This is a genomic window from Clostridium sartagoforme, assembly GCF_039521405.1.
GTDB lineage: Bacteria > Bacillota > Clostridia > Clostridiales > Clostridiaceae > Clostridium > Clostridium sartagoforme.
The window spans coordinates 88,060-113,373 of the sequence record NZ_BAAACH010000037.1 but is presented as its reverse complement, the minus strand read 5'-3'; the positions used below and the strand labels follow the sequence as shown (position 1 = coordinate 113,373).

The 25,314-nt window shown below is 27.9% G+C and carries 31 protein-coding genes and 1 pseudogene; all 32 read left to right on the top strand.

Translation table 11 applies throughout. The features are described from left to right. Positions 1-127 precede the first annotated feature (127 nt). The 32 genes and pseudogenes from ABDZ60_RS14445 to ABDZ60_RS14295 all read left to right on the top strand — a co-directional run bounded on the left by ABDZ60_RS14445 (position 128) and on the right by ABDZ60_RS14295 (position 25,310). On the top strand, positions 128-1,051 hold the full coding sequence (locus ABDZ60_RS14445) for an NTP transferase domain-containing protein (RefSeq protein WP_343778998.1): 924 nt from the start codon (positions 128-130) through the stop codon (positions 1,049-1,051). Between the two features lie 180 nt (positions 1,052-1,231). After that, the gene (locus tag ABDZ60_RS14440; RefSeq protein WP_343778996.1) at positions 1,232-3,346 is read left to right on the top strand and encodes a xanthine dehydrogenase family protein molybdopterin-binding subunit; all 2,115 of its coding nucleotides are present in this window, start codon (positions 1,232-1,234) and stop codon (positions 3,344-3,346) included. Then, positions 3,346-3,813 (top strand): (2Fe-2S)-binding protein, encoded by a 468-nt coding sequence (locus ABDZ60_RS14435; RefSeq protein ID WP_016206100.1) that lies wholly within the window; start codon positions 3,346-3,348, stop codon positions 3,811-3,813. The genes ABDZ60_RS14440 and ABDZ60_RS14435 overlap by 1 nt, the downstream gene beginning before the upstream one ends. Continuing rightward, positions 3,807-4,625, top strand: a complete 819-nt coding sequence (locus tag ABDZ60_RS14430; RefSeq protein WP_343778994.1) for an FAD binding domain-containing protein — start codon at positions 3,807-3,809, stop codon at positions 4,623-4,625. Before ABDZ60_RS14435 ends, ABDZ60_RS14430 begins: the two co-directional genes overlap by 7 nt. A 256-nt stretch (positions 4,626-4,881) precedes the next feature. Next, positions 4,882-5,592 (top strand): LytR/AlgR family response regulator transcription factor, encoded by a 711-nt coding sequence (locus ABDZ60_RS14425; RefSeq protein ID WP_343778992.1) that lies wholly within the window; start codon positions 4,882-4,884, stop codon positions 5,590-5,592. Between the two features lie 270 nt (positions 5,593-5,862). Beyond that, complete coding sequence (locus tag ABDZ60_RS14420) at positions 5,863-6,558, top strand: hypothetical protein (protein WP_343778990.1); 696 nt, start codon at positions 5,863-5,865, stop codon at positions 6,556-6,558. Positions 6,559-6,694: 136 nt separating this feature from the next. Continuing rightward, positions 6,695-7,066, top strand: a complete 372-nt coding sequence (locus ABDZ60_RS14415) for a cysteine peptidase family C39 domain-containing protein (protein WP_343778988.1) — start codon at positions 6,695-6,697, stop codon at positions 7,064-7,066. 27 nt (positions 7,067-7,093) lie between these two features. Continuing rightward, positions 7,094-7,771, top strand: coding sequence for an ABC transporter transmembrane domain-containing protein (locus ABDZ60_RS14410; RefSeq protein ID WP_343779289.1), 678 nt, complete (start codon positions 7,094-7,096; stop codon positions 7,769-7,771). Positions 7,772-7,781: 10 nt separating this feature from the next. Beyond that, entirely contained in the window at positions 7,782-8,951 is a 1,170-nt protein-coding gene (locus tag ABDZ60_RS14405) for a peptidase domain-containing ABC transporter (protein ID WP_343779287.1), read from the top strand. Beyond that, positions 8,938-9,435 (top strand): hypothetical protein, encoded by a 498-nt coding sequence (locus ABDZ60_RS14400; RefSeq protein WP_343778986.1) that lies wholly within the window; start codon positions 8,938-8,940, stop codon positions 9,433-9,435. Before ABDZ60_RS14405 ends, ABDZ60_RS14400 begins: the two co-directional genes overlap by 14 nt. After that, positions 9,422-10,534 (top strand): HlyD family secretion protein, encoded by a 1,113-nt coding sequence (locus ABDZ60_RS14395; RefSeq protein ID WP_343778984.1) that lies wholly within the window; start codon positions 9,422-9,424, stop codon positions 10,532-10,534. The genes ABDZ60_RS14400 and ABDZ60_RS14395 overlap by 14 nt, the downstream gene beginning before the upstream one ends. A gap of 138 nt (positions 10,535-10,672) precedes the next feature. Further along, positions 10,673-11,050, top strand: a complete 378-nt coding sequence (locus ABDZ60_RS14390; protein ID WP_343778982.1) for a hypothetical protein — start codon at positions 10,673-10,675, stop codon at positions 11,048-11,050. A 48-nt stretch (positions 11,051-11,098) separates the two neighbouring features. Further along, positions 11,099-11,290, top strand: a complete 192-nt coding sequence (locus tag ABDZ60_RS14385) for a hypothetical protein (RefSeq protein WP_343778980.1) — start codon at positions 11,099-11,101, stop codon at positions 11,288-11,290. 127 nt (positions 11,291-11,417) lie between these two features. Then, positions 11,418-11,603, top strand: coding sequence for a hypothetical protein (locus ABDZ60_RS14380; protein ID WP_343778978.1), 186 nt, complete (start codon positions 11,418-11,420; stop codon positions 11,601-11,603). Between the two features lie 2 nt (positions 11,604-11,605). Continuing rightward, positions 11,606-12,043 carry an HlyD family efflux transporter periplasmic adaptor subunit gene (locus ABDZ60_RS14375; RefSeq protein ID WP_052953919.1) on the top strand — a complete coding sequence of 146 codons (438 nt, stop codon included), beginning with the start codon at positions 11,606-11,608 and terminating at the stop codon, positions 12,041-12,043. A gap of 526 nt (positions 12,044-12,569) precedes the next feature. Further along, positions 12,570-12,872 (top strand): hypothetical protein, encoded by a 303-nt coding sequence (locus ABDZ60_RS14370; RefSeq protein WP_343778975.1) that lies wholly within the window; start codon positions 12,570-12,572, stop codon positions 12,870-12,872. A gap of 33 nt (positions 12,873-12,905) precedes the next feature. Beyond that, positions 12,906-13,580, top strand: coding sequence for a helix-turn-helix domain-containing protein (locus ABDZ60_RS14365; protein WP_343778973.1), 675 nt, complete (start codon positions 12,906-12,908; stop codon positions 13,578-13,580). Next, the gene (locus ABDZ60_RS18695; RefSeq protein ID WP_486187735.1) at positions 13,556-13,837 is read left to right on the top strand and encodes a transposase; all 282 of its coding nucleotides are present in this window, start codon (positions 13,556-13,558) and stop codon (positions 13,835-13,837) included. The genes ABDZ60_RS14365 and ABDZ60_RS18695 overlap by 25 nt, the downstream gene beginning before the upstream one ends. Before the next feature lie 168 nt (positions 13,838-14,005). Beyond that, a pseudogene (locus ABDZ60_RS14360) lies at positions 14,006-14,463 on the top strand (IS3 family transposase); the annotation flags it as partial. Between the two features lie 141 nt (positions 14,464-14,604). Continuing rightward, positions 14,605-14,829 (top strand): hypothetical protein, encoded by a 225-nt coding sequence (locus ABDZ60_RS14355; RefSeq protein ID WP_343778971.1) that lies wholly within the window; start codon positions 14,605-14,607, stop codon positions 14,827-14,829. Positions 14,830-15,400: 571 nt separating this feature from the next. Continuing rightward, positions 15,401-15,595, top strand: a complete 195-nt coding sequence (locus ABDZ60_RS18690) for a hypothetical protein (protein WP_052953920.1) — start codon at positions 15,401-15,403, stop codon at positions 15,593-15,595. 231 nt (positions 15,596-15,826) lie between these two features. Further along, a complete protein-coding gene (locus ABDZ60_RS14345) occupies positions 15,827-15,961 on the top strand; it encodes a hypothetical protein (protein WP_343778968.1) in 135 nt (44 codons plus the stop codon). Further along, positions 15,939-16,223 carry a hypothetical protein gene (locus ABDZ60_RS14340; RefSeq protein WP_242849795.1) on the top strand — a complete coding sequence of 95 codons (285 nt, stop codon included), beginning with the start codon at positions 15,939-15,941 and terminating at the stop codon, positions 16,221-16,223. Before ABDZ60_RS14345 ends, ABDZ60_RS14340 begins: the two co-directional genes overlap by 23 nt. A gap of 137 nt (positions 16,224-16,360) precedes the next feature. After that, positions 16,361-16,849: an RNA polymerase sigma factor gene (locus tag ABDZ60_RS14335; protein WP_084820729.1), complete on the top strand. Its 489-nt coding sequence runs from the start codon at positions 16,361-16,363 to the stop codon at positions 16,847-16,849. Further along, positions 16,839-17,357 (top strand): zf-HC2 domain-containing protein, encoded by a 519-nt coding sequence (locus ABDZ60_RS14330; protein ID WP_047000653.1) that lies wholly within the window; start codon positions 16,839-16,841, stop codon positions 17,355-17,357. The genes ABDZ60_RS14335 and ABDZ60_RS14330 overlap by 11 nt, the downstream gene beginning before the upstream one ends. A 10-nt stretch (positions 17,358-17,367) precedes the next feature. After that, positions 17,368-17,865, top strand: coding sequence for a zf-HC2 domain-containing protein (locus tag ABDZ60_RS14325; protein ID WP_343778965.1), 498 nt, complete (start codon positions 17,368-17,370; stop codon positions 17,863-17,865). Positions 17,866-17,956: 91 nt separating this feature from the next. Beyond that, a complete protein-coding gene (locus tag ABDZ60_RS14320) occupies positions 17,957-18,256 on the top strand; it encodes a hypothetical protein (RefSeq protein WP_343778963.1) in 300 nt (99 codons plus the stop codon). A 155-nt stretch (positions 18,257-18,411) separates the two neighbouring features. Further along, a complete protein-coding gene (locus ABDZ60_RS14315) occupies positions 18,412-18,924 on the top strand; it encodes a hypothetical protein (protein WP_047000656.1) in 513 nt (170 codons plus the stop codon). Between the two features lie 593 nt (positions 18,925-19,517). Then, positions 19,518-21,926: a hypothetical protein gene (locus ABDZ60_RS14310; RefSeq protein ID WP_343778960.1), complete on the top strand. Its 2,409-nt coding sequence runs from the start codon at positions 19,518-19,520 to the stop codon at positions 21,924-21,926. Continuing rightward, positions 21,926-22,849, top strand: coding sequence for an ABC transporter ATP-binding protein (locus ABDZ60_RS14305; protein ID WP_343778958.1), 924 nt, complete (start codon positions 21,926-21,928; stop codon positions 22,847-22,849). The genes ABDZ60_RS14310 and ABDZ60_RS14305 overlap by 1 nt, the downstream gene beginning before the upstream one ends. Before the next feature lie 15 nt (positions 22,850-22,864). Next, positions 22,865-23,758 carry an ABC transporter permease gene (locus ABDZ60_RS14300; protein ID WP_047000659.1) on the top strand — a complete coding sequence of 298 codons (894 nt, stop codon included), beginning with the start codon at positions 22,865-22,867 and terminating at the stop codon, positions 23,756-23,758. Between the two features lie 4 nt (positions 23,759-23,762). After that, entirely contained in the window at positions 23,763-25,310 is a 1,548-nt protein-coding gene (locus tag ABDZ60_RS14295; protein ID WP_343778955.1) for a pectinesterase, read from the top strand. The last annotated feature ends 4 nt before the right edge of the window (positions 25,311-25,314 follow it).

Sequence of the window (25,314 nt, the reverse complement as noted above, 5' to 3'; positions counted from 1 at the left end):
CAAAACAAAATTAATGATGAGAAAATGAAAGAATGAAGAAATTATTATATCAGTCTTAGAAACTACACAGTAGTTTCATCCTAAACTGTGAATTACGAATTGTTAATTGAATAATAGGGGTATAGGTATGAGGAAAGAAATAAAGAAAACTACAGGTGGAGTAATAGTTGCAGCAAAGAGAATATCAGAAAAGCCATTATTAAAGATAGGCTCTATTACTGTAATAAAGAGGGTAGTGTTAACATTTCAACAAGTTGGAATCTCACCAATTGTAGTAGTTACAGGACATGAATCAGAAAAGATCGAGCATGACTTAGCTGATTATGGAGTTATATTTTTAAAAAATGAAAATTATGAAGGCTCAGAAATGCTTGATTCTGTAAAAATAGGTTTAAGTTTTTTACAAGATAAGTGTGAACAGGTAATTTTTAGCCCAGGTAATATTCCTATGTTTACTCCAAAAACTATTCAAAAAATGATAGAATTAGAAGAAAAACTGGTTTCACCATCATATAACGGAAAATCTGGACATCCTTTATTAATAGCATGTGATTTAATACCTAAAATTTTAAAATATAATGGTGATATGGGGCTGAGAGGTGCTATTAATAATATTGGAGTTGAAAGATATTGGATGAATGTAGAAGATGAAGGAATATTTCGCAATACAGATGATATTGAAAAACTAGATGAACTTTTAAAAGAACATAATCAAAATATATTACATCCTTTTGTTAGAATAAGTATTGAAAATGAAACACTATTTTTTAATTCAAGGACAAAGTTACTTTTATTATTAATTCAAGAAAAGCATTCTGTAAGAAGTGCATGTAATCATATTGCATTATCATATGGTAAGGCATGGAATATGATAAACAAATTAGAAGAAGAGCTAGGTTATTCAGTTGTTCAAAGGCAGCATGGTGGGAAAAATGGTGGAAAAACTTTATTAACAAAAGAAGGAATCGAATTTTTAGAAAAATATCAAAAGTTTGAAGATAATGTTCGCAAATATGCACAAAGTGAATTTAGTAAATGTTTTAAATTTTAAATTATATAAAGCAAGTTCTTTTTAGAAAGAATTTGATGATTTACAACCTCTGTTTTATAATTAAGATAGTAAATAATTACTAAATTATTATAATGTTGGAGGTTTTATCTTTACCTTGAATACTAATAGTATTATATTGGGTAATCACTAAATAAAAATTTAAATATATGGGAGGGTATTATGGGAAATATAAGTGAGTCTATAAAGAAAAAAGATCATGATGCTAAAGTAAGTGGGCGTGCGATGTATGTTGATGATCATAAAATGGAAGATATGCTATATGGAAGGATACTTAGATCGTCAAAAGCCAAAGCTCGTATAATTAATATCATTAAACCAGATTTACCAGAAGGGTATTTCATTGTAGATAAAAATGATGTAACTGGTAAAAATAAAGTTCATATTGTGCTTGATGATACTCCAGTTTTTGCAGAAGATACAGTAGAGTATATTGGCGATCCAATTTTAATGGTTGTAGGGGAAAATTTAAAAGAAGTTGAAAGAATACTAAATGAAATTATTGTTGTATATGAAGAATTAGAGCCTATTTTAGATATGCAAAAATCTGATACTATATTCTTTAATTATAATTATGAAAAGGGTGATATTCAAAAGACGTTAAAAGAAGCTGATAACGTTTTTATAGAAACTTTTCAAACTGGTCATCAAGAACAAGCTTACCTTGAAACCCAAGGGATGATTGCTTACCCTAATAATGGACGTATGGTTGTTAGAGGTTCAATGCAATGTCCATATTATATTTATAGAGCAATTGCTATGGCCTTGGGGTATGAGGAAAAAGATATACAAGTAATTCAAGATGTTACTGGTGGAGGTTTTGGAGGTAAAGAGGGTTATCCATCAATACTTGCCTGTCAAACAGCAGTAGCAGCCCAAAAGGTTAATAAACCAGTAAAAGTTGTATTTGATAGAAGAGAAGATATGGAATTTACTTCTAAGAGACATCCTTCTTTATCTACTTATAAAGTTGCAGTTAAAGATGGAAAAGTTACTGGAATGGATATCGATGTTATGTATAATAGTGGCGCATATACTACACTTACTCCTGTAGTGTTACAAAGAGGATTAATATGCTCAAGTGGTGTATATAATATAGAAAATTTATGTGTTGCTGGACGAGCTGTGAAAACCAATACTATTCCTAATGGTGCATTCCGTGGATTTGGAGCTCCTCAAACATTTTTTGCTGTAGAAATGATGATGGATCATGTTGCAAAGAAATTGGGAAAGGATTCACTTAAATTCAAAGCACAACATATTGTTAAGCAAGGTGATGCAACTTCAACTAGTGGCAAATATCATTTCCATGTGCCTTTGCCAGAAATGATTGATAGAATAGATACTATTACTGATTATCGTAATAAAACTAAGTTATATAAAAATCAAACAGGAAGATATCGTAAGGGAATTGGAATGTCTCTATTTTTCCATGGATGCGGTTTCACTGGAAGTGGAGAGAGAGATTTAATTAAAGCTGTTGCTAAGTTAAGAAAAAATTCAGATGATACTGTAGAAATATTAACTGCTAATACAGATATGGGACAAGGAATTAAAACAACTTTTAGCAAGATAGTTGCAAAGACTCTTGGAATTCCTAATGAAAGAGTAATCGTAGAAAACCCTGATACCGATCAAGTTCCAGATTCAGGTCCAACAGCAGCAAGCCGTTCTTTGATGGTAGTTGGAGAATTGCTTAGACGTGCTGCGGAAAGACTTAAGAAAGAATGGAAATCTGGAGAGCAACAATTAATAGAAGAGCATTATGTTCATCCTGATTTCTTAATACCATTTAGTATTGAAAAATTCAGAGGTGATGCTTACCCAGATTATGCTTGGGGAGTAAACGTTATAGAAGTAGAGGTTGATACACTTACTGCTACTCAAAAAGTACTTGGAGCTTGGGGAGTATATGATGTTGGAGTGCCTATTGATATGAATATAATACAAGGACAAATGCAAGGCGGATTTTTACAAGGAATTGGTTATGCATCTATGGAAAATATATCATACAATTCAGAAGGTAGAATACGTAATAATAGCTTCAGTGATTATATAATACCAACAGCAGTAGACGTTCCAAATCTTATAACAGAAGTCATGAATAATCCATATATTGAAGGTCCATTTGGAGCAAAAGGTGCTGGTGAGCTTCCAACTGTTGGTCCAGCAGCAGCATATATACAAGCGCTTGAAAATGCTATTAATACAGATGTTAATAAGATTCCATTTACAGCAGAAGATACTATGAAAGTTTTACAGGAGGTGCTTAAATAATGATAAAATTTATTCTTAATGGAAAAGAAGTGACTTCAAATGCAAAAGGTAATGAACGCTTACTTGATGTACTTAGAAATGATTTAAGTATTACAGGGGTAAAATGTGGATGTAAAGAAGGAGAATGTGGAGCTTGCTCAGTTATTCTTGATGGAAGATTAGCTAATAGTTGTATGGTAGCTATGGGAAGTATAGATGGAAGTACAGTAACAACTATTGAGGGGTATAGTGAAACAGAGAGATATAAAGTTTTAGATAAGGCATATGCATCAGTTAGTGCAGTACAATGTGGATTTTGTATTCCAGGTATGATACTTGCATCAGAATGTATATTAGCTAAGAATCCAAATCCAACAGAAGAGGAAATTCGTGATGGAATATCAGGAAATCTTTGTAGGTGTACTGGTTATAATGCTATAGTTAATGCTATTGGTATTGCAGCTAAGGAGGGAAAAGGATTATGGTAAACGGATATAATGTAAGCTCCTTAAAAGATGCTTTAGATATACTTGCAAGAGAAGAAGTTACTCCATATAGTGGTGGTACAGATTTAATGATTGAATCAAAAGAAGATGCAACATATTTATTTCTTAATAAAATACCTGAACTAAAAAAAATTGTAGAAGATGATGAATATATCTATATTGGAGCAGCTTGTACTTTTACAGATATAATTGAAAGTAATCTAACGCCTAAAATTTTGAAAGAAGCAGTTTCACAAATTGCGGCACCAGCAATAAGAAATTTTGGAACTGTTGGAGGAAATATATGTAATGGTTCACCAAAGGGCGATAGCGCATTAATATTTGTTGCTACAGACTCAAAGTTAAAGCTTGCAAGTAATAAAGGAGAGCGAATAATCCCTATTAATGAATTTTTCTTAGGAAGAAAGAAAACAGCCCTTCAATCTGATGAGATATTAGTTGAAATTATTATGAAAAAGACAGGGCTTGATAACTATTACTTTACAAAAGTAGGTCCAAGAAATGCATTAGCAATTTCTAGGGTATCTTTTGCAGGAATTCTTGATATTAATAATAATAAAATAAATAACTGTAGTACAGCTTTTGGTGCAGTTAGTGATGTTATATTAAGAAGAGCAGATATTGATGAAATGCTTATAGGTAAAACTATTGAAGAAGTAAAAAATATAAAGGAAGAATACTTATCAGCTTACGATAAGGCTATTGTTCCTATTAGAGGGAGAGTTTCAGCAGATTATAGAAAAACAGTGTGCATGAATTTACTTAAAGACTTTCTTAAAAGCAATGGAATTTAGAAAACTTATTAATATATAAATTTAATTATGTATTTAAATAAATAATATATGTTAAATTCAAAATCAAAAAAAGCTAAAATATCCTTGATAAGATGAATTTTAAACCTATTCATCTTGGAGAGGATATTTTGCTTCAAAGATGAATAAAAACCTCAGCTATATCTATATATTTATAAATGAGGAAAATATAACATATAATATATATAGTATACAAAAATATAAAATATTTATAAATATACAGTTTAAAGGAGGCCTTATGAATATATTACTAGTTGAGGATGACTTAATTCAGAGTACTTATTTTAAAAAGATTGTAGAAATGAAGTACATTGATGTGCGGGTATATGAAGCAGAATCTGCCAAAGAATCAATGAGAATTATAGAAAAAGTAGATATAGATATATTTTTTCTAGACATTAAATTGAAAGGAATTTCAGGATTAGAATTAGCAGAAAATATTAGAAAAATTGTAAAATATGAATTATCCCCAATAGTGTTTATAAGTGGGCAAATTGGATATATAATAGATGCCTTAAAAAAAGTTAATTGTCATGACTTTATAACAAAACCATATCATATAGATGATGTAGTCAAAATAATTGATAAATTTTTAAGACATAAGAATAAAGTAACTAATGAAAATTATACTAATTTTAAGACTAGAGATGGAATAGAAATAAATATTAATAAGAAAGAAATATTATTTATAGAATATTATTTAAAAAAATGTATTATGCATACTAGAGTTGGAAAATACAATATAAAATCAAATGGACTAGAAAAACTAATCACTGAAATAAACTATAAAAATATTATAAGAACGCATAAGTCATTTGCAGTAAACTTAGACTATTTAAAGGAAATAAGAAAAGTAAAACCAAAATTATGGGAGATAAGTTTTAAAAATTATAATGAAAAAGCTGACTTAAGTTATAATTATAAAGATAATATTGAGGGAATAAAATAATAATTAGTAAAATAAAAAAATAGAAAAATAGAAAAAATTAGATTTAAAAGGAAGAAGTTATTTAAACAATTCCTTTTAATCTTTATTTTTTGCATTTAAATATAAAGCCCACATATAAATATAATTATTTAGTATAATATTATAAATTAGAATTTACTTAATTAGAAGTTATATATAATAAAATAAATGAACATAGTGAATAAATTATTTAGTTTTTTATAATTTAAAATTATTCTAAAACAAATATATGTAGAAAGAGGGTTTAGAAAAATGAAGAAAAATAAAAAAGGAATAATTTATATAGCTATAATAGCTATAGTTATTTGTATAGCTGTAGTTATTAGCTTCAATTACAACAAAGAAGGAAGATTTAATAGCAAAAAAATAGTAGCAAAAATGCTAACAAGTAGCATTGAATATGGGCCACTAGAATTTCAAGATTCTATATATTTTCCATCAAAATTTAAGTTTTCAGATGAGTTAAATAGTAACCCTGTGGGGACGGTAGAGCCTAAGAATATGAATTTCATTATTTATCTTTTTATGAACCATAAAATAGTTACTGATAAAACAGATTCTAGCAATACACATATAAGAACTTTAGGAGATGATTCGAGGTTTTATGCAAAATCAGAATTTTTAGAAAATGCTAATTTAGCTAATGAAGCTTTTGAAAAATACTCTAGATTTGCTTTGTGTGGAGTCAATGCTAAAGAAATGGAAGATATACAAATTGACAAAGATATTTTAATAAAGTTAGAAGAAAGATATGGAGAAATTAAATATAATAAAGAAGATTTTGATAAGGCAAATAAAATTTATTATATTTATGCAAATTACTTAAATACCCAAGATTCGGAATTTATAGGATGTATCATGGATTACCAAGGAAATTTATATTATGGTAATTTGAGCAATAAGATAGATAAAAGTTTAGCTGATTTAATTAATAAGTTAATATATTAAGATGAAAAATAAGACTTAAAAGGAATAATTTATATAAAAAATTCCTTTTAAGTCTTATTTTTTACGTTTAAATCCAAATATAAGTATAAAATTGTAAAATAAATTATAATATTACAATAAAAGGGGGAAGGTCTTGATGAGATATAGATACTTAGTCAAACAGCATGACATAACAGATTGTGCTGCAGCTTGTCTTGCAACAGTTTGTATGTACTATAAAAAAGAAATAACTATAACAAAGTTAAGAGATATACTTGGAACTGATATAAAGGGGACAACCTTATTAGGCTTAGAAGATGGGGCAAAAAAGCTAGGGTTTGATACTAAGGCAATTAGGGTTGATAAGGAAGGGTTTAAAGAAAAATTTACACTCCCTGCAGTTGCTCATGTTATTACAAAAGAAGGATTAAGCCATTTTGTAATTATACATAAAATTAAAAAGGAAGAAGTAACAATATTAGATCCGGCTAATGGAAAAGTAAAAAAGAGCGTTGATGAATTTTTTTAAAGCTTTGATGGAGTATTATTACTATTAATACCTAATAATGAATTTAATGTAGGTAAGGTAAAAGGACAAGGAATACTTTCTAAGTTTATACAATTATTATTACCTCAAAAAGCATTATTTGCATATAGTATTATAACTTCAGCAATACTTACTATACTAGGAATAGCATCTGCCTTTTTTAATAAAATACTTATGGATGAAATACTTCCATATAGTTTAAAAAATCAATTAAATATATTTGTTATAGGATTTTTGCTTTTAGCAATAACTCAAATAGGTTTAGGTGCAATAAGACAGCATATGTTACTTTATTTATCTCAAAAGATAGATATTCCATTGCTACTTGGATATTTCAAGCATGTATATAAACTACCTATGAAGTTTTTTGCTTCAAGAAAGGTAGGAGATATACTTACGAGATTTAGTGATGCCTTTACAATAAAAGATATATTAACGTCAGTATCATTATCACTAATTATGGATATTGTACTTGCAGTTGTATCAGCTTCAATACTTTATGTAATGAATGAAAAGCTTTTTATTGTTATTTTAGTTTTAACTATAATTAGTGCTGCTTTAATTTATATATTTAAGGCTCCATATAAGAAAATAAACTTAGAACAAATGGAAGCTAGTGCAAGATTAAATAGTCATATTATAGAAAGCTTGAAAGGAATAGAAACTATAAAGGGTTCATGCTGCTGAAGAAAAAAGCATTGAAAAATTAGAAACTGAATATATTAAAAATCTAAAGATATCCTTTAAAGAAGGGGTTTTATCAAATATTCAAGGATCAATTTCAGGAGCAGTATCTACTGTGGGAAATCTAGTTATTATGTATATTGGTGCAAGAATGATTATGAATGGAGATATTACCTTAGGTAGTCTTATGGCATTTTCAACACTATCAGGATATTTTATGGACCCAATAGGTAGACTTATAGGATTACAATTAAGTATTCAAGAAGCTAGTATATCATTAAAAAGAATTGTAGAAATCTATGAAGTAGATAAAGAACAAGAAGAAAGTGAAACAGATAAAGTTAAAATAGAGAAAATAGATGGAGATATAGAATTAAATAATATTACCTTTAGATATGGTAGCAGGGCTCCAGTTTTAAGGAATGTTAGTATAAAAATTCCTAAGGGTAAAAATGTAGCTTTAGTTGGAGAGTCAGGAAGTGGTAAAACAACTATATCTAAGCTTTTATTAAAGTACTATACACCTGAAGAAGGGAAAATAAATATTAATGGATATAAAATAGAAGAATTAGACGTATATAATTTAAGAGAAAATATAGCTTATGTTCCTCAAAATGTTGAATTGTTTTCAGGTTCTATACGAGAAAATATAACTTTAGGTAGAGGCAATGCAACTTATGAAGAAATAAAGAGTGCTTGTGAAAATGCAGGTTGTAAGGATTTTATAGAAAAGCTTCCAGGTAAGTATGATACCTTCTTAGAAGAAGCAGGAGGAGGACTTTCTGGTGGAGAAAAACAAAGAATTGCAATGGCAAGAGCTTTAATTAAAAAGCCAAGTTTCTTAATACTAGATGAAGCAACAAGTAACTTAGACTTTATAAGTGAAGCAAAGATATTTGATACCTTATTTAAAAAGGGCAAAAACATTACAATGCTAATGATAGCCCATAGACTTTCAACTATAAGAATCTGTGACATAATTTATGTTATGGATAAGGGGAAAATTGTAGAAGAAGGAGACCATGAAAGTTTATTAAAGAAAAAAGGATATTATTATAAGCTTTATATAAGCCAAGTTGGTTCAATAGAAGAAAAAGAAATTATATATAAAGATAACTTGGATATAGAGAAAAATATAGAAGCAGATTTTATAGAAGAGGGTGAGGAATATGAGTACAATTGAAAAAATAGTTTTAAGAGAAAATAAAACCTTAAAGCTTAATAATGTATTAATTAGAGAAGTAAGTGAAAATGAATTAATCGATATAAATAAAATTAGCTATATGATGGATAGTTATATTAAATCTAAGGGAAACTCAACTATAGGACCAGCGATAAATTATTCTACAGTAGAAGTAGATGAAAGTGGACAAGTTAAAGTAATAATAAAGCTAATGGTTCAATTAAAAAATCCAATTAATAATGTTGAAAAACCCTATGAATTAAAGTCACAGTTAAGGGTAACTAATTGTCTTTTTGCTAGATTTACAGAAAAAGAAGAAAATTTACAATTTGCATATCAAAAGCTTGGAGTATATGCCTTTGAAAATAATATTAAATTAAAGGGAGATTCTTATACTGTATTTGTAAAACAAGAAGAAGAAAATATAGTAGCAGATGTATTTATGGAAGCTTTGAAAGGTGGAGATTTACTTGAAAGTATATAACTTAAATGAAATTACTGATAGTAAAATCCTTTATGATAGAAAGCCACCAGCATTTATGAATTATATTATTTTAATAGTTACAGCATTAATAGTTGCAGCATTAATTTGGGCAAATAAATCAGTAAAAACATATGTGGTAAAAGGGCAAGGGTTAGTAGTTTCAGAAAATAAATCTCATATTATGACTAAGACTTCAGGAGAAATAAAAGATGTTTTTATAAGTGAAGGAAGTGAAGTTAAAGAAGGAGATGTGTTATTTACAACTAATGGTATAGAATCAGAACTTCAATTAGAACAAATAAATGCACAAATAAACAGCTATAGCAGAAGAATAGAACTTTTAAGCATAGCAGAAGAAAATGCAACAAATGGAACAAATTATTTTGATAGATATAATGAGGAAGAAAGTGAATTTTATAATAAATTAAATGCAGCTTATATAGCAAGAAAAGAATTTTATGTAGATGTGCAAGCATTAAAAGACCAAGGATATGAAGAAAAACAAATTGAAGAATTTAGCAAAACTCAAAAAAATAAATCGGATGAACATTATTTTAAAACAATTTCAGAATTTACAAATGAAAAAAATCAATATGAATTAGAAGCATCAAAATTAATAGCACAAAAAGAAGCCTTAGAAAAGGGAAAAAGTCAATATGAAGTAGTTGCTCAAAAAAATGGAGTAATACATTTAAATACTCCTTTAACATCAGGAATGGTGCTTCAAGGAGGAAGTTTAATAGGAACTATAACAAGTAAGGAAGAAGAACTAACTGTAGAAACTATGTTACCTTCAAGTGATAGGCCAAGAATACACGTAGGAGATGAAGTATCTTTAGTTGTAGGTGGTTTACTTCAATCTGAATATGGAACAATAGCAGGAAAAGTAACAAGTATAGATGAAGATGCAACTATAGACAACGAAAAAGGAAATGTATTTTTTAAAGTTAAAGTTAAACCAGATAAAACTTATTTAGAAGATTCTAAAGGAGAAAAAGTTAACTTAACTATAGGTATGGTAACTGAAACAAGGGTTAAGTATGAAAAAATAACTTATATGAAATACATTTTAGAATTGATAGGTGTTAAATTTAGTTAATTACTTTGCATTAAAAGAAGATTAGAAAGATAAATTTTAGCAGACATAGCGCGCGAATTATATAATTGTTTGTTAATTGTTTACAAGATTCTAAAATTCTTTTAAAATAAATATATGTATAAAAATGGAGGAGAGAAAATGAGTGCTTTTGTACTAAACAGAAAATATGAATTACAATTACCAAATAGCTATGTAGATGTTGACAGAGATGAGATGGAGTATGTTGATGGAGGGATACTTGTTAGTGGAAAGTGGTATGGATTTTCAATTTGGTTCAATAGTAGGGAAACAGACGGACTTTTAATAGCAATAGGGGCAGGGTCCGCAGGGGCTTGGTTAGCAGCAGAATTAGCAGCAGCAGGCATAGTAACTTTACCAGCAGCAATTCCCTTTGGAGTTGTTGCGGCAGCTTTAGCAGCATCTGCATCAGCAATAGCAGCTCTTAAATGGAAAAATAACGGTAATGGTTTTTCTGCTAATTTTACTAGTGATGGAGCTTTATTTGGATTATGGTAAAGTTATATTAATACGGTTTTTAAATCGATAAATTAGAAGGGATATACTATGAAAATATGTAGTGTTTGTAAATCAGAAGATATAAAGGAAATAGAAATAGTAACAAAAGGGGCATTTACAGCAATAGAAATTCCAAAGAAGATAGAGGTTAGCCCTAAAAGTTTAAAGATAAAAAAATATTTATGTTTGAATTGCGGGCATATAAGCTTGTATGCAGAAGACTTTGCAAAGTTTAAGTAGCAAGCATTTACGAATATAAAGAAAAGGTTCCAGTCTCTAAATATTTAATTTGGAAACTGGAGCTTTTTAATTTATAGGATATTATAGATTTGGAACCTATAGATAACTTGATATAATTAATGAGATGATGATTGTAAATGAAAAAATAACAGTAAAAGAAATATCAATAGATAAATATGAAAAGTTTAAGGAAAAGTATTGGTACAAAGTTCTTGAAATCATGCGTAAGTATTTAGACAATTTAGTATATAAAGTTATTAGAAAGTGGATAACAAGATGGACCATAGTATGCAATGGCAAGAATAAGCATTAATTTTGGCAAATAAATCAGTAAAAACCTATATGGTAAAAGGACAAGGTGTTGTAGTTTCAGAAAATAAATCTGATGAGCAGTATTATAAAACTATTTCAGAGTTTACAAGTGAAAAAAATCAATATGAGTTAGAGTTATCTAAATTAGTAGCTCAAAAGGAAGCCTTAGAAAAAGGAAAAGAACAATATAAAGTAGTTGATCAAAAAGGAGGAGTTATTCATCTAAACGCTCCGTTAACTTCAGGAATGGTACTTCAAGGAGGAAGCTTAATAAGAACTATAACAAGTAAAGAAGAAGAATTAATAATAGAAACTATGCTACCTTCAACTGATAGATCAAGAATACATGTAGGAGATGAAGTATCTTTAGTCGTAGGTGGTTTGCTTCAATCTGAATATGGAACAATATCAGGAAAAGTCACTGAAAGTCTAAATCTATGATTTAGCTCCTTGAAGTTACTCATCCGAAGATATGAGGAGGAGTTTCCTATACAAAAATTGAAGATGCAACAAAAAGTGACAGTCCAAATCTTTGATTTGGAAACTGGAACTTTCTCATCTGTAAGATGAGTTTCATTAAAAAAGCTAGGAAATGCATTTTTTAAAGTTAAAGTCAAACCAGATAAAACTTATTTAGAAGATTCTAAGGGAGAAAAGGTTAACTTAACAATAGGTATGGTAACTGAAACAAGGGTTAAGTATGAAAAGATAAGTAAAATTCTAAATCTTTGATTTAGCTAATTGAACTTACTCATCTGAAGTATTGAGGAGGAGTTTCCTTTAAAGATGAAATACATTTTAGAACTTATAGGAACTAAATTTAGTTAATTACTTTGCATTAAAAGAAGATTAGATAAAGTAATATTTAATAAACATAGCGCGCGAATTATATAATTGTTTGTTAATTATTTACAGGATTCTAAAATTCTTTTAAAATAAATATATGTATAAAAATGGAGGAGAAGAAATGAGTACTTTTGTATTAAAAAGAGAATACGCATTACAAATGCCATGTAGTTATGTAGATATTGATAGGGGGGAGATGGAGTATGTTGATGGTGGATATAGATCAAGCCGTCAAACTTGGGTTCCAGCACAAACAATACGTATTTCAGTAGGTGCTTATGCAACTGCTGTGGGTATTTCAAGTCTAGCACTTAGTGTAGCGATAAGTGCTATAACAGGAGGAACTGCAATTTTGGTGATTACAAAACAGAAAATCCTAGAATACGTTTTGATATGCTCCCTTTATAGTAGACAGTTTAAATAATAAAAACTGTGCTTATGAAGGGAGTATTTATTTATGGGGAGAAGAGTTAAAGTATCACCAGAAATTAAAATTAAGATTGTAGAAGATTATTTAGAAGGAAGATTTAGCATATCAGGCTCATATACAAGAGCAAATGTAAGTAAAGCTACTTTTGAAGAGTGGGTAAGAAAATATCGAGTTTTTGGTCCAGACGGTTTAATAACTAAATCTAAAAATAAGTATTATAGCGCTGATCTTAAAAAAATGGCTATTGATGATTATTTTAAAGGTGAATATACTATGTTTGATATTTGTAAAAAATATCAAATTTTAGATAGAGGGATTTTAAAGCGATGGATAAGAAAGTATAATGGGAATAATAAGATTAAATCTCACAATAAAGGGGATCGTATTATGACCAACGGAAGAAAAACAACTTACAAAGAAAGAATTGAAATAGTATCGTTTTGTATTGCTAACGCTAACGATTATAATTTAACTGCTAATAAATTCAATGTTTCATATCAACAAGTTTATACTTGGGTAAAGAAATACAATAAAAATGGACATGACGCGCTAGTCGATAGACGCGGTAAAAATAAGCCTGTTGAAGAATTAAGTGAATCTGAAAAATTTGCTGTACAATTAAAGCTTTTAGAAGCTGAAAATAAACGATTAAAAATGGAGAATGACTACTTAAAAAAATTAGAAGAGATAGAAAGGAGGTAGATAAATATACTGTTTCATCTACTGTCAAATATATTGCAATCAATGAATTACATGAATTAGGATATTCAATAACTGAACTATGTAAATGTGCTGAAGTAGGACGTGCTTCTTATTATAAGTGGGTTAACAGAAGCGAAACTGAAAGAGATAAAGAAAACAAATTAATTCTAGATAAAATTATTAAATTATATGAAGAAGTTAAAGGTATTTATGGCTATCGCCGAATAACGTTAAATATAAATAAAATACTAAACTAAAACTATAATCATAAGCGTATATATAGACTTATGAGCTCTGTAAAACTTACTGCTGTCATTAGGAGAAAAAGGAAAAGATATATTCAAAGTACTCCACAAATTACAGCTGAAAATATATTAAGCAGAAAGTTTATAGCTACAAAGCCTAATGAAAAATGGTTAACTGATGTTACTGAATTCAAGTTAAGTAACGGAACTAAGGCCTATTTGCAATATTAGATCTTGCTGATAATAGCATTATTTCTTATGTTTTAGGTAAGGCTAACAACAATAAATTAGTCTTTGATACTTTAGATAAAGCTATTGAAACTAATCCGACCGCAAAGCCACTATTTCATAGTGATCGCGGATTCCAATATACATCTAAAAATTTCAAACGTAAGCTAGATAAAATTGAAGCAATACAAAGCATGTCTAGAGTTGGTAAATGTATTGATAATGGCCCTATGGAGGCTTTTTGGGGAACTCTAAAAGTTGAAATGTATTACCTACAAAAATTTGATGAATTTGAAGATCTTGAACAAGCTATTATTAACTATATAGAATTTTATAATACAAAAAGATTACAGAAAAAGTTAAAAGGCATGGCTCCTACTGAATATAGAAGCCACACACTAGCAGCATAAATTTATATTATTTATCCTGTCTACTTGACAGGGGGCAGTTCATTTTACAGGGTTCTGTCTCAGTTATTGGAAGTTGGTCTGGTGCTAAAGCATTAGATACAGATGGTGATGGTTATATTACAAGATATGTATCGGGGCATTATGAAACTGAATATAATCCGTATCCAATGCATAGTTATGAAGGAGCTAGATTTTAAAATGAAATTTTTAGGACCTTTCGTTATAAGTATTGGTGTTGTTTTAATAGTAAATTCTATATTAAAATCTTATGTAACTAATGTAAGCTCTACAGGTTTAATATTTGGTATTTTAATATTACTAATTGGAATAATAATTAATATCAAAAGCAAGAAGAAGGAGAATTAGAGTTAAAGAAAGAGTTTATAATAATATATAGTATAGAGTATATAAATTGCTTAAATCAATAAAAATGATTAACAAGAAGTTAAATTTATTATAGCAACCGAAGAAATATATGTATTGTAACAAAAATATGAGAAGGTTATAATAAGTGGAATTGTTATAGCATAGTATTAAAATTATTAGGGGATAGTAGGTAGTTTTGGAATGATATACTATAAAAAGATTTTGGAGGAATTATTATGAAACAAGCTACTTTGATAGAAATGATGAAATAGAAAGCGAATTTTACAATAAATTAAATGCGTCATATATAGGAAGAAAAGAATTTAATATAGATAAAGAATCAAGGCTATGAAGATAAACAAATTGAAGAATATGCTAAAACACAAAAGATAAATCTGATGAGCACTACTATAAAACTATTTCAGAGTTTACAAGTGAAAAAAATCAATATCAGTTAGAATTATCAAAATTAGTAGCACAAAAGGAAGCCTTAGAAAAAGGAAAAGAACAATATAAAGTAGTTGCTCAAAAAAGTGGAGTTATTCATTTAAATACGCCATTAACTTCTGGAATGGTACTACAAGGAGGAAGCTTAATAGGAACTATAACAAGTAAAGAAGAAGAATTAATAATAGAAACTATGTTACCTTCAAGTGATCGACCAAGAATACATGTAGAAGATGAAGTATCTTTAGTCATAGGAGGCTTATTGCAATCAGAATATGGAACAATATCAGGAAAAGTGACTGAAAGTCTAAATCTATGATTTAGTACCTTGAAGTTACTCATCCGAAGAATTGAGGAGGAGTTTCCTTTAAGGATGAAATATATTTTAGAATTAATAGGAATTAAATTTAGTTAGTTACTTTGCATTAAAAGAAATTTTAATATGGTAAATTAAACATGAAAAGCGCGCGAATTAATTAATTTTATGTGAAAGATTTACAAGGATTAAAAGTTCTTTTAAATATATATGTATAAAATGGAGGAGAATAAAATGAGTATATTTGTATTAAAAAGAGAGTATGCTTTACAATTACCAAATAGCTATGTAGAAATAGACAGAGATGAAATGGAATATGTTGATGGGGGGGGGGGTAAGTCTAGCTATGTCAACATCATATTTAAATAAAGATACTTGCCTAAGTAAGGCAGATGTTTTAATAAGAAGTTATCAAGTTAGACTTATGACAAAGTATCAAATCGCTAAAGAGATATATGCACATGCAGTAATATATTATGCTTCACCTGCTACATTAGCAATTCTTGGTCCTATTGTTGGAGCACCTTTATTAAGTTATTTAAGAAGTCATGCAAATCCAATAGATATAGCAGATGGCGGTGATTCAGCATCTAGAGAAAGTATTTATAATGCAATATGGAATACATTCTAATTAAATTATAAATAATATTAAACTTAATTTAAAAAGTATTTCTTGATTATGAAGTTAATTCACCATAGAGAAATACTTTTTTCTTATTTTGTAACGGATTTACGAAAAATAGGATATATATTATGGGAGGTGAAGCATTGCTTACTATTGGTGAAATATATAAAGAGAATTCTAAGATTGTATATGGTTTTTTACTTAGTTATACAAAAGATGCGAGTTTATCTGAAGAATTAACACAGGAAACTTTCTTAAGGGCAATTAAATCAATTCATAAATATAACGGAAAGTGTAAAATTTCAGTATGGCTTTGTCAAATAGCTAAGCATATTCTATTTCAAGAATGGGAGAAAAGAGGAAAAACAATAAATGTTTCATATGATGAAAATATTCAAATTAAGGGTGATTCTACAGAAGAATTAGTTATATCAAATGAGAATAAGAAAAGTATATATAAGATAATACAATCTTTAGAGAATCCGTATAAAGAAGTTATTTATCTTAGATTAACAGGAGATTTAAGCTTTAAGGAGATTAGTGAGATATTAGGGAAGTCAGAAAATTGGGCTAGAGTTACATTTTATAGAGGTAAATCTAAGCTTATTAGGAGGTTAGAAGATGGAGAATAAATTATCTTGCACCATAATTAGGGATTTATTACCTATATATGTTGATGAAGTTGAAAGCAAAGAAACGAATGCTTGCATTAAACAACATTTAAAAGAATGTGATGCTTGTAAAAAAGAATATTATAGAATACGCAATGTTAATAATTCTAATGAAAAAAGTAGTGAAATAGATACAATTAGAAAATTTAAATTAAAAATTATATTATTATTCATTTCATTAATAATAATAAGTGCAGCTTGTGTAAGTTTATCAATGATGTGTAAAGACATTCAAATTGGTTTGTATAGAATTTCTACTGAAGAAATTATTTTAATGGTAGTATTAAATATAGGTATTTATTTTATTCCAATGATGGCGTTATTATTTTGTTGGATATGGAAGAAAGCTTCATATGGTAGTAATAGTTATAATGTTTCAAATACATTTTTTATATCTTTAGTAATTATAGTTATATATTTAATAATCAGTTTGCTATATAGATATATAGATTTATTAAATTTTTGGTAGGAGGGGTAAAATGAAACATATAGCATCGTGTGAAATAATTAAAGATTTATTACCTAATTATATTGAAAATGTCTTAAGTAAAGAAGGAAAGGAATTAGTGAAAGATCATATTGATGTTTGCAGTAAATGTAGGGAAGAATACGAAGTAATAAGTTCTAATCTTAGTATAAATAATGTAGATAAGGTGAAAATTAATTATCTAAAAAAAGTTAATAAAAGATTTTTAATTATATTAATATTATTATCAATAGTTACAGCAATTTCCTCTGTGGCATTAATACTTAATACTGATAAAAATATTGAAGAGGGAATTTTAACCTTAATATTTTTTGCCTTTATTATTATTGCAATAATAATAAAATTTATTGCTCCATTGTTTGGGTTAATATTTAGTATTGTATATCTAAAGAAAACACATAAAAAAATCCTTGTTGTTCCCATAATTATATGTAGTATGTGGTTATTAAATTCTATATATATTTATATAAAAAACTTAATATATTATTAAAAGTTATTTTAAAGTTTTACAATACTATAAATTAATAATATCTTGGAAGAGTTTTATTTAACAAAATATACATTTTGAACAGAGGTTATTTATGTATCAATACAATTTGCTTTTCGAAGCAAGATCAATAGGAGAATTTTTTAAGAGACTAGGAATTTTAATTTTAACAGTAATATTATTATCTTTATACGTTATTGGAGTAACTTATGTAATTGAAAGTTTTATTAAAAACTTTAACTACAATTATTTATTAATAACAATGAAGATATTAGAGAATACAGTATGCTCCTTAATTCCAGCGATAATATTATTAATGATTCCCTGTAGAATCATTAATAATATTAGTAGAAGATATTTAGTTTATAGGGAAAAAATAAAAGATGTTCTATAATTTTTTATTCTATTTTACTTTCTTTAATATTAGTATTTATTTATAGCTTAAATAAATATACGATATTTTATGAAAATAAAATTATAAAACATAATATTATGAAGTCTCTGCAAAAGGAATATAGTTATTCTGATATAAAAGAAGGAGATGTTTTTATGTTTAGCGTCAATTGTAAAGCAGATAATTATGTTTATATTAAAGAAGATCAGAAAGTTCTATTTTTTAATAGTATATTTGAGGACAAAACTTGGCTAATACTATTAGCTTCGCTTTTGGATCTGTTAATTCCGGATCCAAGATCATTCCATATCCCTGTTGCCATTGAAGTAAAAGCAGTTGAGAATTCAATAATAACAATAAATAATAAACTAGAAGTTACCGGTTCTGAAGATTATAGATATTTTATTTTAAATTCACATTATAGAAAGTGGAAAAAGACATGTTTAATATCTAACTGTATTCTTATTACAATTGCAGTCATTATGTCACTTTTCTTTTTATATCTTTTTTTTGAATCAAATAAAAATTATCTTATAGGTATTCTATTTTTAGTAGTAGTTTCACTTAGTATCTTTAATATATCAAAATTGATTAATCAATTCAAAAAGATTAAAATTTATGGAGTAGAGGATCGAAAAATAATATGGACTAAAAGGGATAAGGATTAAAGACATATATTCTAAAAGGGAAAAAGAGTAAATGAAGCTAAGAATAGCTATTTTCATTGACTCTTTTCTTTAAAATATAATAGTGCTAATTAATTTGTGCTAGACATTTACAAATGATAAAAGTTCTTTTCAGATAAATATGTAAAGTAGAGGAGTATTCCTGTGAAAAAGAGAATATGCTTTACAATTACTAAATAGCTATGTAGAAATAGACAGAGACGAAATGGAACATTTATGATTATGTTAATAAGAGCTATTTGAATAGAGATATTATTGATTTTATAATACTTAAGAAGAAAATTTTTAATATTAGAGATATTGCTTTCAGAATTTCTTCTTTGTTTATAGTTTCATATTTTAATAAATCTCAGGTCAGTAATAGTTAGTAATTATATTCATATAAAAAATTAAATAATAGCTAAAAGTCAGTATTCAATAAAGGATACTGGCTTTTTTACTAAATTTGTTAAAAATAAGGAATTTTTAAGAATTTGTTAAGGGAAATTTATACTAAATAGGGTACAATTATTAATATAGATAAATTTCAATAAAAATAATAATTAATTGTTAATTGAAACCTAGGGGGAATAATGATGAAGTGGTTTTATAAAAAAAGTGCAATAACTACTATTTTAGTATTAGTAATAACTAGTTTATTTTTTACTTCTTTGGAAGTAAAGGCTAAAGCCGATAGTTCAGAGAACTATGAGATAAAAGTTAGTTATGGAATTCAAGGTAAGTATAGGGCTATGAAATATATACCTGTAACAGTAGAAGTTAATAGCTTAAAAAAGGATTTTACAGGTGAAGTAGAAATAAGAGTAGCTAGTTCTAATGCAAGAACTTATGATGCTTACAGTAAAGAAGTTTCATTAACTAAAGGTGAAACTAGTAAAGTTATAATACCTGTAAAAGTATTAGAAAATTCAAGTAAGATGACAGTTAATATTATTGAAAATGGAAAGGTTTTAGAACAAAAGAAAACATTAGTATCAAGTGGAAGAGTAACAGAAACCAATATGTTTGTTGGAATATTAACTGATGACGCTACTTCACTTGGATATGTTGGTAATGTAAAGTTTGATTCAAGTAGAGGATTTGAAGGAACAATTGAAAGTGTATATCTAGATGAAAACATAATAGGTGAAAATAATTTAAACATAGATGGATTAGATGCAATTATAATAAATAATTATAATATGTCTAATTTAAAAAAGGAGCAGTACACTGCAATAAATTCATGGATTAATAAAGGTGGAACTTTAGTATTAGGAACAGGAGCAAATGAAGCTAAAACTGTAGGGGGTATAGATAAAGATTTTCTACAAATAAAGTCTAATGGAGCTAAAGAAGAAAATATAACCTTAGTAGAGGAGAACTTAAAGCTTATAACTTCTAATTTAGAAGTTAAAGATTCCCAAATAAAAAATAAAACATCAGAAAAGGATTTAGTATATTCTATTGAAAAAGGTAAGGGACAAATATTAATAACAACTTTTGATTTAGGTTTAGAACCATTAATATCATCAAAGGATGCAAGTAAATTTTTAAGTCTAATTCTTACAGATGCAGCAAATAGCATTTTTGATAAGAATATGAATGGCGGATATATAGGTCAAGGATATTATAGATCTAGAGAACTTATAAAAACTATTCCAACAAATGAAATAGTAGGAACAACTCCTTTAATAGTAGTATTTGCTTGCTATGCATTAATTATAGGAATTGTACTTTATATAGTTTTAAAGAAGCTAAATAAAAGAGATTTAACTTGGATAGCTGTACCAGTAATTTCAGTTATATTTGCTTTAGTTATTTACTTTATAGGGTCATCAACAAGAGTGAATGATGTAATTTTAAATCAAAATAATATAGTTTCAGTAGATAAGGATGGTAAAGGAATAGCAAAAGGATATATAGGAATAGGAACAAAATATAAGGATGATGTAAGTATAGAAAAACCAGAAGACTTAACTATGAGCTATATGACAGATGATATGTATTACTATGGAAATCCAGAAGAAGAAATACAAGATAGATTAAGAGTGAAAACTACTTATAAAGGAAATAATTCTTATTTTACATTTGAAGATAATGATGCACTTGATATTAAGACATTTGAAGTTATAGGAAAAGAACAAGTTGTGCCTAAAATTGATTCAAGTTTTAATTTATCTGATGGGAATTTAAATGGATCTGTAAAAAATAATTTAGATATACAAATAAATAAGTTAATTTTAGTTGTAGGTCAAAATGTATGGGATTTAGGAGCATTAAGTAAAGGAGAGGAAAAGACGATAGAAGGAGCATCAGTTTCGGGAGCATTTAGTCTTCAAGCTTATGCAGATACACTAAGTCAAAAATATTATGATGCAAGGTGGAATAGTAAAGGTGATTTAAAGAAGGAAGAGTACAAGAATATATTAAGAAATTCCAATTTACTAACAGTAGTTTCTGATGAAATAACTTCAAGCAATCAAATAAAATTAGTTGCAATTACTGACTTACCTATAGAATATGGAATGAATTTTGGTAAAAAATCTGTATCAAAATTTGATACAACAGCAATAGTCCAAGATGTCAATATAGATTTTAAGAGTAAGGATGGAACTTTAAATTTCCCTGACGGATATTTTTCATATAAAGTTGATTCAGTTAATTCATCAGCTAATGTCCATTTAGATGAATATAATGGATATATCTATGGACAAGGGGAAATAGTATTTGATTATAAGATTGATAACAATATTGATGTTACAGAAGTTATAGTAAAATCTGGTGTTGATAGATATGGATATAATGGCGGAGAAAATGGAGAAAAGCATATATATAACTATAAGACTAAGGGTTATGAAAAGATAACATTATCTCAAGGCTATGAAAAGATAAAAAATATAGAAGATTATATTGATAACAACACAGTGAAAATAAAGGTAACTGTTGATGACATGAAAGGTCAATCAATGGTTCCTAAAATAACAGTTAAGGGGAGGGAAAAATAATGCTAGTTATAAAAAACCTTGAAAAATCCTATGGTAAGTTTAAGGCATTAAATGGATTAAACTTAGAAATAGAAAAAGGTGAGATATTTGGATTTATAGGTCCAAATGGAGCAGGAAAAAGTACTACAATGAAAATAGTTTCTGGCTTACTTTCCCCGGACAGTGGAGAAGTTTATGTAGATGGAATAGATGCAATAAAAAACAATAAAGCTTTAAAGGATAAAATAGGATATATGCCAGACTTCTTTGGAGTTTATGATAATTTAAGAGCCATAGAGTACCTAGAATTTTATGCTTCAATATATGGAATTGTTGGTGAAGAAGCTAGAAAGTTATCTATGGATTTATTAGAACTTGTTAATTTACAAGATAAGTATGATGCAAATGTAGATGGTTTATCAAGAGGAATGAAACAAAGATTATGTCTGGCAAGATGTTTAGTTCATAATCCAGAATTATTAATACTAGATGAACCAGCTTCAGGTATGGATCCAAGAGCAAGATTTGAAATGAAGGGGATATTAAAAAATCTTAAGGAGATGGGAAAGACAATAATAGTATCATCTCATATACTATCTGAACTTGGGGAAATATGTACTAGAATAGGAATAATAAAAAATGGGTCTATAGTATGCGAAGGAACTGTTGAAGAGGTTATGCTTAGAGCATCAGGTACAGCCCCTATTAATATCACTGTTATAGAAGAGCCAGAAAAAGCAATAGAAGTTTTAAAGCAAATGCCAGATGTTAAAGACATTTCAATAGATGGAAACAAAATTACAGCAAGTGTAACTGGAGGAGATGAAGAAGCTAAGAAAATACTAAAAGCTTTAGTTACACAAGATGTGTCTGTTATAGGTTTTGCTAAGGCAATAGGTAATTTAGAAGATGTATTTATACAAATAACAGAGGATAATAATTAGAAGGGGGAGATGAAAATGAGAGTGAATCCAGTTTTAAGAAATGAAAGTAAGTTAACTGTAAGAACACCAAGATTTACAATTATGCTATTTATTTATATAGCTATTTTATCAATAGGAACACTACTTTTTTATAATTCTTATAGTAAAGAAGTATATGCAAGTGGATTAAATATGCAAGGATCAGTAACATTATATATAGGAATGGCAATAGCTCAAGCTGTACTTTTAATGTTTATAGTACCATCATTAACATCAACTTCAATATGTTCAGAAAGAGAAAAACAAACATTAGATATTTTATTATCAACTAGGTTAAGTTCATTTCAGATTATAATTGGGAAACTATTAGCTTCTTCTCTTAAAGTAATAATGTTAATAGTTTGTACAATACCATTATATTCCATATGTTCATTGATAGGTGGAGTAAAGATAAGTAATATATTTGTATTAGTTTTATCATTCATAATAAACACAATATTTGTTGGATCAATTGGTGTTTTTATTTCTAGTTATGTAAAAACATCTAAGGTAGCAACTGCATTAACTTATGCAATAGTATTATTTCTATTTGTAGGGACAATAGTTATAGCTTATATAATTTGGATTATTGCTATGATGAGAATGAGTGGAGGACCATCTATTAATCGACCAAGTATATCGCCTATAGCTTATTTAAGTCCAGCACTTGGATTTATAAGTATGCTATCCAATCAAGTAGGCCTTGGAAATAATTTCCCTTATATGATAGCAGAATTAGGGATTTCAAAATATACAGAATATATTTCAATAGGGATTCAAAGTGTAGGAAGCATAATATTGCTATACTTAGCATCAAGAAGACTAAATCCTCTAAATAGAAAAAGAAGCAAGAAGGTAAAGATTAAGGCAAATAAAAGTGTAAAGGAGTAGAGCTATGAATTCTTTAAATAATGAAATATTAACCTTTATAAAAAAGGCATCCAAAAGAATTAAAGCGAACTTTATAATAAATTTAAGCATAGTAGGGTTAAAATACCTACTATGCTTAATCTTATGTTTACTGTTAATATCTTTATTTATAACATTTCCATATGTTGAAGAAGTTTCATTTGGTGTTTTAGCTGTAGGACTAATTTCAATAATAATATATGGTTTTATAAAATCACCAGATAAAAAGAAAGTAGCTTTAATAGTTGACTCAAAAGGGTTAAAAGAAAGAGTTACAACTTCTTTAGAATTAATAAATGAAGAAGATAGTATTTCAATTGCTCAAAAAAATGATACTGTATCTTATATTAAAAGTTTTAATATAAAAAATAATTTAAAGATAAGTATAGATAAAAAACAAATTCTTATGGTTATAGGATTAATAATAATATGTTCTATAACATCATTTATAGATACTTCAGCTAAAAAGGAAGCTAATTCAATTAGGGAATTCAATAAATATCAACAAGAATTTATTAAAAAGATTGAAGAGGAAAAGAAATTAGTTGAGAAATCAGAAGAGTTAACTGAAGAAGAAAAAGAAGCTATAAAAAAGATATTGGAAGATGCAAAAAAGGAATTAAAGGAAAGTGAAAAGAAGCTTGATGTAAATAAGACTTTAGAAAGAATGGAAAAAAAGTTAGAAGATAAAAAGAATGAGGCAAAGAGTGATAAAAGTAAAGCGGTTATAGAAAAAACTCAGAAAAACCTACTAGATGAGTTTAATAAAGATAAAGAAGAAAGTGCAAAGAAAGATTTAAATAAATTAGTTAATGAGCTTATGAAAAAGAAAGAGGGAAAGGAACTTTCTGATGCAATATTATCCAAGGATAAGGAAGCTCTAGAAAAGGCCTTAGGAAAGTTAAAGAAATCCCTTGGGAATATGAGTAGTAGTGAATTAAATAATTTATCAAAAGCTCTTGCAAATGCTGCTAATAGCATGGATGATGAAAATCTTGCAGAAGCGCTAAGTGAGGCTTCAAATTCAGTTTTAGATGGGAAACTTGATGCAGAAAGTCTAAAGGATGCAATTCAAAATTCACAAAATAATAGCAGTGGAAATAAGCCTGGAGATAAAAGTGGAGAAGGATCTGGAGAAGGGGAAGGTTCTGGAGAAGGAGAAGGGCAAGGAGAAGGCCAAGGTCAAGGTGGTCAAGGAAATGGTAATGGAAGTGGAAATGGCCAAGGAGGAACAGGCTGGGATACAGGGAACAATGAAGGTAATAAAAATGATTTAGATAATAAAAAAGGAGAGCAAATATATATTCCAGGACGAGAAGTTGGTAATGATGAGAATCTAACTGGAAACAAAAATCAAGATGGAAATTCTCAAACTATAGAAACAGAAAATGGATTCAATTTAGATGGGAATAAAATAAATTACGATAAAGTAATAGGAGATTATACTAATAGTGCATTAGAAGGTGCAAATAATAGTAATCTTCCAGAAAGTTTAAAGAATCTTATAAAGGATTATTTTGAAGGATTAAACTAAGAGG

Bases quoted from the DNA above. Each gene is read 5' to 3' on its own strand.
- ABDZ60_RS14445 (WP_343778998.1), top strand. From the start codon at position 128: ATGAGGAAAGAAATAAAGAAAACTACAGGTGGAGTAATAGTTGCAGCA.
- ABDZ60_RS14440 (WP_343778996.1), top strand. From the start codon at position 1,232: ATGGGAAATATAAGTGAGTCTATAAAGAAAAAAGATCATGATGCTAAA.
- ABDZ60_RS14435 (WP_016206100.1), top strand. From the start codon at position 3,346: ATGATAAAATTTATTCTTAATGGAAAAGAAGTGACTTCAAATGCAAAA.
- ABDZ60_RS14430 (WP_343778994.1), top strand. From the start codon at position 3,807: ATGGTAAACGGATATAATGTAAGCTCCTTAAAAGATGCTTTAGATATA.
- ABDZ60_RS14425 (WP_343778992.1), top strand. From the start codon at position 4,882: ATGAATATATTACTAGTTGAGGATGACTTAATTCAGAGTACTTATTTT.
- ABDZ60_RS14420 (WP_343778990.1), top strand. From the start codon at position 5,863: ATGAAGAAAAATAAAAAAGGAATAATTTATATAGCTATAATAGCTATA.
- ABDZ60_RS14415 (WP_343778988.1), top strand. From the start codon at position 6,695: ATGAGATATAGATACTTAGTCAAACAGCATGACATAACAGATTGTGCT.
- ABDZ60_RS14400 (WP_343778986.1), top strand. From the start codon at position 8,938: ATGAGTACAATTGAAAAAATAGTTTTAAGAGAAAATAAAACCTTAAAG.
- ABDZ60_RS14390 (WP_343778982.1), top strand. From the start codon at position 10,673: ATGAGTGCTTTTGTACTAAACAGAAAATATGAATTACAATTACCAAAT.
- ABDZ60_RS14385 (WP_343778980.1), top strand. From the start codon at position 11,099: ATGAAAATATGTAGTGTTTGTAAATCAGAAGATATAAAGGAAATAGAA.
- ABDZ60_RS14380 (WP_343778978.1), top strand. From the start codon at position 11,418: ATGATTGTAAATGAAAAAATAACAGTAAAAGAAATATCAATAGATAAA.
- ABDZ60_RS14370 (WP_343778975.1), top strand. From the start codon at position 12,570: ATGAGTACTTTTGTATTAAAAAGAGAATACGCATTACAAATGCCATGT.
- ABDZ60_RS14365 (WP_343778973.1), top strand. From the start codon at position 12,906: ATGGGGAGAAGAGTTAAAGTATCACCAGAAATTAAAATTAAGATTGTA.
- ABDZ60_RS14355 (WP_343778971.1), top strand. From the start codon at position 14,605: ATGAAACTGAATATAATCCGTATCCAATGCATAGTTATGAAGGAGCTA.
- ABDZ60_RS18690 (WP_052953920.1), top strand. From the start codon at position 15,401: ATGGTACTACAAGGAGGAAGCTTAATAGGAACTATAACAAGTAAAGAA.
- ABDZ60_RS14345 (WP_343778968.1), top strand. From the start codon at position 15,827: ATGAGTATATTTGTATTAAAAAGAGAGTATGCTTTACAATTACCAAAT.
- ABDZ60_RS14340 (WP_242849795.1), top strand. From the start codon at position 15,939: ATGTCAACATCATATTTAAATAAAGATACTTGCCTAAGTAAGGCAGAT.
- ABDZ60_RS14330 (WP_047000653.1), top strand. From the start codon at position 16,839: ATGGAGAATAAATTATCTTGCACCATAATTAGGGATTTATTACCTATA.
- ABDZ60_RS14325 (WP_343778965.1), top strand. From the start codon at position 17,368: ATGAAACATATAGCATCGTGTGAAATAATTAAAGATTTATTACCTAAT.
- ABDZ60_RS14320 (WP_343778963.1), top strand. From the start codon at position 17,957: ATGTATCAATACAATTTGCTTTTCGAAGCAAGATCAATAGGAGAATTT.
- ABDZ60_RS14315 (WP_047000656.1), top strand. From the start codon at position 18,412: ATGTTTAGCGTCAATTGTAAAGCAGATAATTATGTTTATATTAAAGAA.
- ABDZ60_RS14310 (WP_343778960.1), top strand. From the start codon at position 19,518: ATGAAGTGGTTTTATAAAAAAAGTGCAATAACTACTATTTTAGTATTA.
- ABDZ60_RS14305 (WP_343778958.1), top strand. From the start codon at position 21,926: ATGCTAGTTATAAAAAACCTTGAAAAATCCTATGGTAAGTTTAAGGCA.
- ABDZ60_RS14300 (WP_047000659.1), top strand. From the start codon at position 22,865: ATGAGAGTGAATCCAGTTTTAAGAAATGAAAGTAAGTTAACTGTAAGA.
- ABDZ60_RS14295 (WP_343778955.1), top strand. From the start codon at position 23,763: ATGAATTCTTTAAATAATGAAATATTAACCTTTATAAAAAAGGCATCC.